The organism is Enterobacter cloacae complex sp. IR5422, assembly GCF_049238165.1.
In the GTDB taxonomy this organism is placed as follows: Bacteria; Pseudomonadota; Gammaproteobacteria; order Enterobacterales; family Enterobacteriaceae; genus Enterobacter; species Enterobacter roggenkampii.
The window spans coordinates 1-9,850 of sequence record NZ_JBMKHT010000076.1 but is presented as its reverse complement, the minus strand read 5'-3'; the positions used below and the strand labels follow the sequence as shown (position 1 = coordinate 9,850).

General features: G+C 56.5%; 9 protein-coding genes and 1 pseudogene. 2 read left to right on the top strand and 8 right to left on the bottom strand.

What is annotated here, in order from left to right:
• Positions 1-124: 124 nt before the first annotated feature.
• Positions 125-391 (top strand): annotated as a pseudogene (locus tag ACOTXT_RS21540) (restriction endonuclease); the annotation flags it as partial.
• 3 nt (positions 392-394) lie between these two features.
• Here the strand turns inward: ACOTXT_RS21540 and ACOTXT_RS21535 are convergent.
• The 3 genes from ACOTXT_RS21535 to ACOTXT_RS21525 form a co-directional block, all read right to left on the bottom strand.
• A complete protein-coding gene (locus tag ACOTXT_RS21535; RefSeq protein ID WP_032675741.1) occupies positions 395-802 on the bottom strand; it encodes a type II toxin-antitoxin system HicB family antitoxin in 408 nt (135 codons plus the stop codon).
• A 14-nt stretch (positions 803-816) separates the two neighbouring features.
• A complete protein-coding gene (locus ACOTXT_RS21530) occupies positions 817-1,002 on the bottom strand; it encodes a type II toxin-antitoxin system HicA family toxin (protein WP_071993467.1) in 186 nt (61 codons plus the stop codon).
• Between the two features lie 209 nt (positions 1,003-1,211).
• Positions 1,212-1,952 (bottom strand): MipA/OmpV family protein, encoded by a 741-nt coding sequence (locus ACOTXT_RS21525; protein WP_047748126.1) that lies wholly within the window; start codon positions 1,950-1,952, stop codon positions 1,212-1,214.
• Between the two features lie 117 nt (positions 1,953-2,069).
• On the opposite strand from ACOTXT_RS21525, the gene ACOTXT_RS21520 reads away from it, so the two are divergent.
• Positions 2,070-3,035, top strand: coding sequence for a LysR family transcriptional regulator (locus tag ACOTXT_RS21520; protein WP_200925735.1), 966 nt, complete (start codon positions 2,070-2,072; stop codon positions 3,033-3,035).
• On the opposite strand, the gene aldB is transcribed toward ACOTXT_RS21520, so the two are convergent.
• From aldB to ACOTXT_RS21495, 5 genes are all read right to left on the bottom strand, one after another.
• On the bottom strand, positions 3,032-4,570 hold the full coding sequence (aldB, locus tag ACOTXT_RS21515) for an aldehyde dehydrogenase AldB (protein WP_023345218.1): 1,539 nt from the start codon (positions 4,568-4,570) through the stop codon (positions 3,032-3,034). The genes ACOTXT_RS21520 and aldB overlap by 4 nt on opposite strands.
• A gap of 86 nt (positions 4,571-4,656) precedes the next feature.
• Positions 4,657-6,504 (bottom strand): selenocysteine-specific translation elongation factor, encoded by a 1,848-nt coding sequence (selB, locus tag ACOTXT_RS21510; RefSeq protein ID WP_008502733.1) that lies wholly within the window; start codon positions 6,502-6,504, stop codon positions 4,657-4,659.
• Entirely contained in the window at positions 6,501-7,886 is a 1,386-nt protein-coding gene (selA, locus tag ACOTXT_RS21505; protein WP_008502732.1) for an L-seryl-tRNA(Sec) selenium transferase, read from the bottom strand. The genes selB and selA overlap by 4 nt, the downstream gene beginning before the upstream one ends.
• 104 nt (positions 7,887-7,990) lie before the next feature.
• Positions 7,991-8,599 (bottom strand): glutathione S-transferase, encoded by a 609-nt coding sequence (locus tag ACOTXT_RS21500; protein WP_008502731.1) that lies wholly within the window; start codon positions 8,597-8,599, stop codon positions 7,991-7,993.
• Positions 8,600-8,688: 89 nt separating this feature from the next.
• Entirely contained in the window at positions 8,689-9,750 is a 1,062-nt protein-coding gene (locus ACOTXT_RS21495; protein ID WP_421625443.1) for an HlyD family secretion protein, read from the bottom strand.
• Positions 9,751-9,850: the final 100 nt, after the last annotated feature.

Genomic DNA, 9,850 nt, shown 5'->3' with positions numbered 1-9,850 from the left:
GGCCAAAATCAGCCACGAAGAGACGATTTTGGGCTGAAAATTGGAAAATTGAGCCACAGGACGTCGATAAAGGACGGTTTGGGGCGTCATATCGGGAGCTGCGGACCACTTAATCGCAACTTCCTTAGAAGGTTTTCATATTGTAAAAGCAATTACTCGGACTGTACTTGAGGCTCCTCGCATTACCCATAGAGACACAAAGAGTTATTGTGGAATCCTTGTAGACGATAACAACCGCAAACCCCTTTGCCGATTGCATTTTAATCGCTCACAAAAATACATCGGTCTTTTCGATATAGAAAAAAACGAAACGCGCCACCCCATAGCGACAGTAGATGATATTTATTCCTTTGCCGATATTCTGAAAGCAACCGCAGCTCTCTATAGTTAATCTTTACCCAGGCAGCACGCGACGTGCTGCCTCAGCCAGAAATGCGCTTCGATTACCGAACTGAGGATGCTCGCTGACAAAGGAATCAATTTTTACCAGCAAACGTCGAGGCATCGTGATGTTGATACGCTCGGCCCTACCGTCGAACTGTTTCATATTAATATCTACCAACAGCCATTGCCCGCCAGTGAAATCCTCAGGACGACTTTCCAGATGCGCTTCCACATTACCCGGAAGAGGCAGTGCATTATCCATTTCAAATAGCGCTTCGAAGTGTGCTGTGAGCGCATCACGCGCATCCTGAAAAGCGTCGTCCAGGGAATCACCTGCAAAAAAACAGCCTGGAACGTCAGGGAAAAAGCCGCTGGCGCTACCGTCGGAGTCAGAATGAATGTAAGCCGGATAAAACATAACTACTCCTGATATCAGTGTTTAATACCCGCCTGTCGCCAGATCTGGGCGAGAGTGCCCGGTTTAATATCCTTCTTGGGATGTGGGACAGTAACCAGCCCTTTCTGTTCGGGATGGCGAAACTGATGATGGCTTCCTTTCGTTCTGACACATTTCCAGCCATGGCTGATCAGAACAGTAATGACATCCGCACTTTTCACATCCCAATCCTTCCATGATTATACACATGATACACACTATTGCTATCGGGTCGAATCACATTAGCGCATAAGGAACATCAGTGCAGCCGTGTTTTGGCGGAACAGGAAGAAGCATCGAGAAATGAAAAAGGAATACGTTATATTGCAGATCAAAATGCAGGCACGATCGTAGGCCGGGTAAGGCAACGCCGCCACCCGGCTTTAACGCATCAGAAACGCCAGGTCAGGCCGGTCATCAGCGCGAAGCTGTCGTCGCGGTCGATCATCGGGCTGTTCTTCACGTCGTCAGGCAACACGGTGTAGACCGCGCTGGCGTTGAGATACAGCTTCTGGGTTAACTGATATTTAGCCACCAGGCCAACGTATGGCGTCCAGCTGTCGCCGGCGGTGTATTGATCCAGTCCGGAGCGGCGAGACTCGCTACCGGATACGCCGTAGTAGTAGTCGTTATAGCTTTCGTCGCTGTAGAACACACCTACGGAAGGCGTCAGGGTCAGGCGCTCCATTTTGATCGGACGGAAGTACGATACTTCGCCGATCACGCCGCCGCTTTCATCCGTGGCATCACCAGAGACCGCCACTTTCAGCGATCCCCAGCTTTCGTGGCGGTAGTACGCCCCACCGAGGAAGGCGGACGCTTTACGCTCATCCAGCTGCTTCATCTGATGATCGTCGTTATCGTCAGGGTCGAAATGCAGCGGCATCCACGTTGCGGTCAGGCTCAATTCATTTTTTGCATCTTTCCACAGGATCCATCCGCCCGTGGTCTGACGAACGTAGAAACGATCGCCTTCGTAGCTAATCAACGGTACTGCGGTCGTATTTTCGTTATAGCCTTTGTAAGGAGACTCATTAAATACAGCCCCCGCACCAAGTGAAAATTCACCGGCCATGGCAGACGTTGATGCAAATAACGTGGCAGCGATCAGTAAATTGTATTTAATAGTCATTCCATGTAATCCATATATATGCCAAACAAGCGAGGCGCATAATAATGGTTACAAAATTGCCAATGCAACGCTGCGGTTTATATAATATTATATATAAAATCATATAGATGGGTGTGCATGATGAGTACATTACAGCTAAAACCACGCGAATTAAAAATTATCTCCGTCATTGCAGCCACCCACAGCATTGGTGATGCCGCCGCCCTGCTGGGTATGGCGCAGGCCAACGTCAGTAAATATCTGTCTGATTTTGAAACGCGGGTTGGGCTCAAGGTTTTTGAGCGCACCACGCGGCAGCTGGCCCTGACCCAGTTTGGTGAAGCGTTACTCCCCTACGTGAATGCCACGCTGGATAAGAACAGCCAGCTTGTTAATTTCATTGCTGATTATAAGCATGAAAAGCGCGGAAAAGTGACGATCTATGCCCCAACAGGTATCGTGACCTACCTCGCGCGACACGTGATCCATCAGATAGAAGACATCGGCGACATCCGCATCTCCCTGAAAACCTACAATCTGGACCGGAATGAATTTTCAGAAGGCGTTACCTTTCCGGATGACTGCGACATTTTAATTACCTATGCTCAGCCGAAAGACGAAAGCCTGGTGGCCAGCGTTTTGACACAATATTCCGTTACGGCCTTCGCAACCGTAGAATATTTAAATAAACATCCCTTAACCGGACCTGAAGATTTAATTAATCATTCCTGTATTCTCATTGACTCCATGCTGGTCGATGAAGCCAACATCTGGCGTTTCCGCGTGCACGGCAGCGATGACGTGCATGACTACCGGGTGACCGGTAATTATATTTGCGACAATACGCAGACGGCCCTGGAGCTGGCCAGAAATCATCTTGGGATTGTTTTTGCGCCAAAAGAGAGCCTGAAAAAAGAATTAACGAAAGGCATGCTGGTCCCCTGCTTCCCGCATCAGGAGGAGTGGTGGCTCGATCTGACCGCCATCTTCCGAAAACGCGAATACCAGCCCTGGCGCGTGCAACACGTTCTGGATGGCGTACTGAACTGCCTGCGCCAGCAAATTGCTCAGGCCGCCCACGGACGGCCTGAGCTGGGCGATTAGAACAGCCCCAGGGGCTTATCGGAATAGCTGACCAGCAGACATTTGGTCTGCTGATAATGCTCCAGCATCATCTTGTGGGTTTCACGCCCGATGCCCGACTGCTTATAACCGCCAAATGCCGCGTGCGCCGGATAGGCGTGATAGCAGTTGGTCCAGACGCGCCCGGCCTGAATGCCGCGGCCCATTTTATAGGCCAGATTACCGTTGCGGCTCCAGACGCCTGCCCCCAGGCCATACGGCGTGTCGTTGGCAATCGCCAGCGCCTCCTCCATCGTTTTAAAGGTGGTCACGGCCAGCACCGGTCCGAAGATTTCCTCCTGGAAAACGCGCATGGTGTTCTGCCCGAACAGGATCGTCGGCTCAAGGTAATACCCGTCCTGCAGATCCCCTCCGAGCACCTTACGGCGTCCGCCGGTGAGAATATCCGCCCCCTCCTTCTTGCCGATGTCGATGTAGTTGAGGATCGTTTCCAGCTGTCCATGCGAGACCTGTGCCCCCATCTGGGTGACATTATCGAGCGGGTTACCGCTGCGGATAGACTCGACGCGGCGAATGGCCCGCTCCATAAAGCGCTCGTAGATGGATTCCTGCACCAGCGCGCGGCTTGGGCAGGTGCAGACTTCGCCCTGGTTAAACGCAAACAGCGCAAACCCTTCCAGGGCTTTATCGAAGAAGGCATCCTCTTCCTCCATCACGTCCTCGAAGAAGATGTTCGGGGATTTCCCGCCCAGCTCGAGGGTCACCGGAATGATGTTTTGCGTGGCGTACTGCATGATCTGCTGGCCCACCTCCGTCGACCCGGTAAACGCCACTTTGGCAATCCGTTTTGAGGTGGCCAGATATTCCCCTATCTCACCGCCCGCACCGTTGACCACGTTAATCACGCCCGGCGGCAGGAGATCGCCAACGATTTCCATCAGCAGCAGGACCGAGAGCGGGGTCAGACGCGCCGGTTTGAGCACAATACAGTTTCCGGCCGCCAGCGCGGGCGCCATTTTCCAGCTCGCCATCAGCAGCGGGAAGTTCCACGGAATAATTTGGCCTACTACCCCCAGCGGTTCGTGGAAGTGATACGCCACGGTGTCGCTGTCAACTTCGCTGATCCCGCCCTCCTGCGCGCGAATACAGGAGGCAAAATAGCGGAAGTGGTCGATAGCCAGCGGCACGTCAGCCGCCATCGTTTCCCGGATCGGCTTGCCGTTATCCCAGGTTTCCGCTGTCGCCAGCAGCTCCAGATTTTGCTCCATCCGGTCGGCGATTTTGAACAGGATCGCCGCCCGGTCCTGCACGGAGGTGTGAGCCCATTTCTCTTTCGCTTTGTGCGCCGCATCCAGCGCCAGGTCGATATCACGCTTACCGGAGCTGGCAATCTCGCACAGCGGCTGGCCGGTAACCGGGGTCAGGTTGGAATAGTATTCGCCGTCGACGGGCGCGACCCAGTCGCCGCCAATAAAGTTGTCATAACGGGGCTTCAGCTTGAGGGGAAAACCATACTCGCCGGGCTGGATACGCGATGAGGGAGGATTGTTTGTCATGTCCGTCTCCTTGCTGTTGGTGTACAACAAGGGTAGTTCCGGCTGGCGATTTTCTCGCCAACCGGTAACGGTGTTTACGACGGAGGTCACGGAGTTTCAGGAAATAATAACGAATCGCGCAACAGATGATCGTTACCGCGACGGCGGGTAAAGCCGATGCGGTTGAAATACTCCAGGATCTGGATCGCCAGCTTACGGCCCACGTTCAGCCGATCGCGGAAATCCGCTGCGCAGGTCGAGCCGCGCGCCTGATCCAGCTCGCGGATCAGGTTGGCAAACGCCACGATGCGATCGTTACGGTAGTAACGATCTTTCACGATCGCGACGATTAGCCCCTGCTGCGCCGCATGGCGCAACACCTGGCGCATCACCTGCTCGTCGGTGTTGGTTTCGCGAGCCAGATCCCGAACCCACCACGGCTCATCGCCAAACAGCGGGGCTACTTTTTGCCATATCGCCTCCTGATCTGCGGTGAACCCGGCCTTGTGATCCGGCAGGTGCAGCCAGCCGTGGTGGCTTTTAATCACCCCGCTTTCGCGCATGTTTTCGATCAGCAGCAGCACCAGCGCATCGTCTTCCATCGGCAGCGCCATGCGTCGCAGACGCTCACGGCCCGGGCCTGGCTCGTCCTGATGCTGTTCGTGGTAAGTCGCAAGCGTGTTCAGTATCTTACGCTGCCATTGCGCAGCAACCGGGGCATTGAGCAGGCTGTCTCCGGCCTGTATAAAGCCCGGCTCCTGGGTCAGCTGGCGTAAGCCTTCCCCGCTCAGCTGGCGTGCCCATGCAAAATCACGCAGACTCACCGCCCCGCGATCGAGGTGCACCCGCAGCGCGGCGTTATCCTCTTTGGCCTGCGCCAGCGCGGCCAGCCACTGCAGATATTCCGGCTTACGCTTGCCGCGTCGAGGTGGGTTAAGCTCCACCACGCGCGCCCCCGCCAGCGTTTCCCTTGCAGAAATGTCACGCAGTACCAGACGATCGTTGTCTGCCAGCCAGAGCGGCGAATCGAATACCAGCTCGGCAAGGTCGTTTTCCAGCAGCGACACGCGCCCGGTGATATGGCTGGCCGCGTGGTGAATATGCAGCGGCTGCCATTGGGTCAACGGTATGTGTGTCTGCAGGGAGACAATCACGCGTTCAGACGGTTCCGGCGGAGCATCGGCCAGCAGCCAGTCTCCGCGGTTCAGCTGCTCTTTTTCCGCATCCCCGGCAATGTTCAGCGCGATACGTTGTCCGGCGTGGGCACGGTCAGCGGGCTGGTTTTGTGCGTGCAGTCCGCGCACGCGCATCGGTTTATTCACGCCCGTCAGCCAGAGGGTATCTCCCACGCTGACTTCACCGCTCAGCGCGGTGCCGGTTACGACCAGCCCCGCACCTTTTACCGTAAAGGCCCGGTCGATCGCCAGACGAAAGCGGTGATGGCTGGCGTGAGCGCGTGATGAAAGGTGCTGCAAATGGTGGCGAAGTTCGTCGATACCACGCCCTTCTGTCGCCACGGTGACAAAAAGCGATGCGTCGGCAAAGCCATACTCCCGTAAGGTCGCCTGGACCGTTTCGCGCACCTCGCTGACGCGCGCGTCATCCACGCGATCGGCTTTGGTCAGCGCCACGGTCAGCTGCGGGTTGCCGGTCAACTGCAGGATCGCCAGGTGCTCGCGGGTTTGCGCCATCACGCCGTCATCGCAGGCCACCACCAGCAGGGCATGATCGATGCCGCCCACGCCCGCCAGCATGTTAGACAGAAACTTTTCATGCCCCGGCACATCAATAAAGCCCAGCACGCGGCCATCAGGCTGGGGCCAGTAGGCATAGCCCAGATCGATGGTCATGCCGCGCTTTTTCTCTTCCGGCAGGCGGTCGGCGTTTACGCCGGTAATCGCCTGCAGTAACGTGGTTTTTCCGTGGTCAACGTGACCGGCGGTGGCAATAATCATTTCAACAACATCTCCAGAAATCGCTCTTCATCTTCAAGGCAGCGCAGATCCAGCCACATTCGGCCGTCGTAAATCCGCCCGATAACCGGCGTCGGCAGGCCACGCCAGCGTGACGACAGGGCGTCAAGATGGCTACCGCGCCCGTCACGCGGCGTGAACGTCAGCGCCTCACTCGGCAGCCTGTCCACCGGCAGCGAACCGCTGCCAATCTGCGACTGGCAGGACTCAATGCGAACGTCAAAATCGGGGTAGTGAGGAGCGACGCGCGGCAGCAGTAATTCGGCCTGGGCTCGAATCGAGGCGGCATCGCGGCTTAACAGGCGCAGCGTGGGCAGGCGCTCAGCCAGTTTTTCCGGATGGAGATAGAGCCGCAGCGTCGCCTCCAGCGCGGCAAGCGTCATTTTATCGGCGCGCAGGGCGCGCTTGAGCGGATGCTGCTGCAGCTGCGCAATCAGCTCGCGCTTGCCCACGATAATCCCGGCCTGCGGCCCGCCCAGCAGTTTGTCGCCGGAAAAGCTGACCAGGCTAACGCCCGCCGCAATCATCTCTTGCGGCATCGGCTCTTTTGGCAGCCCGTACAGGCTCAGATCCACCAGCGAGCCGCTGCCGAGATCGGCAATCACCGGTATATTCAGTTCGCGCCCAATCGCCGCCAGCTCCGCCTCTTCAACCGTTTTGGTGAAGCCTTCAATATGGTAATTGCTGGTGTGAACCTTCATCAGCAGGGCGGTATTTTCATTCACCGCCGCGCGATAGTCTTTCGCATGGGTACGGTTAGTGGTACCCACCTCATGCAGCGTACAGCCCGCCTGGCGCATCACGTCAGGAATACGAAATGCCCCGCCAATTTCCACGAGCTCGCCGCGGGACACCACCACCTCTCTGCCGCTGGCGGTCGCCGCCAGCATCAGCAGCACCGCCGCCGCGTTATTATTCACAATGCAGGCATCTTCCGCGCCGGTCAGCTGGCACAGCAGCTCCGCCAGCGCGCGGTCGCGGTGCCCGCGTCCGGCGCCGTCCAGATCGTACTCCAGCGTTACGGGCGCTTGCATGGCCTGCACGACCGCGGCAACGGCCTCTTCCGCCTGCTGCGCGCGCCCCAGGTTGGTATGCAGCACGGTTCCGGTCAGGTTTATCACCGGGCGTAATGCGCTTTGCGCCTTCTCATCCAGCCGCTGTTCAACTTCCTGCTCCCACGCGCTACACCAGGCGGGCAAGGCGTTTTCTGCCTGAATCGCGCATCGGGCTTCGTCCTGAAGCAGGCGTAACATTTCCACCGTCGCGGTATGGCCGAAACGCTCAGCAACAGCATGAATGCGGGGTTCGCGAAGAAGACGGTCGGTAGCGGGGATCTGGCTGTACAGCGAATGATGAGTAGTCATGAAGGCGCCTGGCGAGTAAATATCTTCCCCCCTCCCGACGGGAGAGGGAGTTAACATGTGGGGGGGATTGTACCGCCTCCGACGGCGAAGTGTTATAACCCGCGTCAAGCCTTTGGTGGTTCGGTACGGGCAAAGCTCTCGCGGCTAAACAGCGTGTCTGCAAGCTTCACCAGCAGCGGACGGTCGACGCACCAGCCCGGGGAGACGTGGCGGAAGTTGAGATAACCAATCGCGCAGGCGATGGCGATGGTCCCCAGGTTCAGGCTGTCGGTGTCGATCTTTCCCTCCCGGATAAGCTGTTCACACCTGTCCAGGCTGCGGCTGATTTTTTCCCGCTGGCGTAACAGTTCCGTTTCCGACTGCTGGGCAGCGGGCCTTGCCTGTTCCCGTACGGAGGTTAATGCCGCATCCATAATACCGTCGGCCAGGGCTTCGACCTGCTTCACCGCCAGCGCCGCTTTTGGGTCAGCAGGCAGCATAGCCGGGGCAACGCCCAGCAGCTCAATGTACTCGGCAATAATTGGGGAATCGAACCAGTACTCGCCCTCGTCCGTGACCAGCGCCGGGACTTTTCCCAGCGGGTTGTACTGCGCAACGCCGTTTTCCGCGTTGTAAGGCTGTTCATTCACAAATTCAAATTCAATCCCCTTCTCCAGCAGGAGAATCGAGATTTTTCGCACGAAGGGACTGGTGTAGCTGCCGATGAGTTTCATTGCCTGATCCTTAATGCCGGAAAAAAGTCAGTATGGATCAAGCGATGAAAAAAGGGCAGGTCTGCATGTCGCATTCCTGCCCTGAAGGATTAGTGATCGAGGTAGAGGTAGTGCATCCAGCTGGTCATACGCAGCAGTACTTTACGCATGACCGAGACGTGAGCGAAGTGGTCCGAATAGACCGCCACCTGGGCATAGATACCGTCCGGCAGGGCATCGACTTCAGCGTCAGGGCTCAGCTCGATGATGGCCTGCACGCCATCCGTGCCCGGCGTGACCGTCAGAGACTGGAGCGCACCCTGCGCCTGATAGGTTCCCCCCGGCACCACCGGCAGAATTGCGGTGAGCTTCCCGGAGAATACCTGGCCCGGCAGGGCGTTAAACACCACTTCCGCTTCATCGCCCGGTTTCAGACGCAGCAGCGAGTTCTGGCGGAACTGGGCCACAATCTGACGCTTCTGTTCAGGAATGAAGACCATCACCGGACGCAGAGGCAGCGCGGCGGCATAGGTCCCCGGACGGATCAGCACCTGGGTGATGTAACCATCGCTCGGCGCACGCACTACGGTCTGGTCCAGGTTATATTTGGCTTCGGCAAGCTGGGCACGTAACGAAGCAATCTGCGACTGCTCGCCGTTCACCATGCTGTCTAACTGGCTTTGAATCTGCACCTGCTCAGCCACGGAGCCTTTCACCATGGCATCCTGTGCCAGATAGTTTTGCCGCGCGTTATCAATATCGCTTTCAGAGAAAGGATTCACCTTCGCCTGACTGCCTTTCAGGTAGCGCTGATAATCTTTATAGAGGCGATCGCGCTCAGCGGAGACGCGTGTGGTATTGGCAACCGCTTCCGACAGCTGCGCTTTCAGGTTATCGATATTGTGCGTCGCGGTTACCAGGTCAGCCTGGAGTCTGTCGACGCGCGCCTGGTAGCGGCCAGGATCCAGTTTAAATAACACTTCGCCTTTTTTAATAAGCTGGTTATTTTTATCCGTAACTTCACTGACCACACCGGTCACCTGCGGCGTGATTGGAATAGAAATAACCGCTTTTTGCGCCGTAAAGGTATACGGATGGTTATAGTTCATTAACAGAATAAGACCGGCAACAATAAATACGCCGCCTAAGGAAGGTGCGAATAAGTCCGAGATGTGAGATCATCGTGTTGTAACCTGAACCCAGAATGAGTAACCGGATGAGCCAGCAACTGACTTTTGCCGACAGTGAGTTTTCCAGTAAACGCCGCCAGAC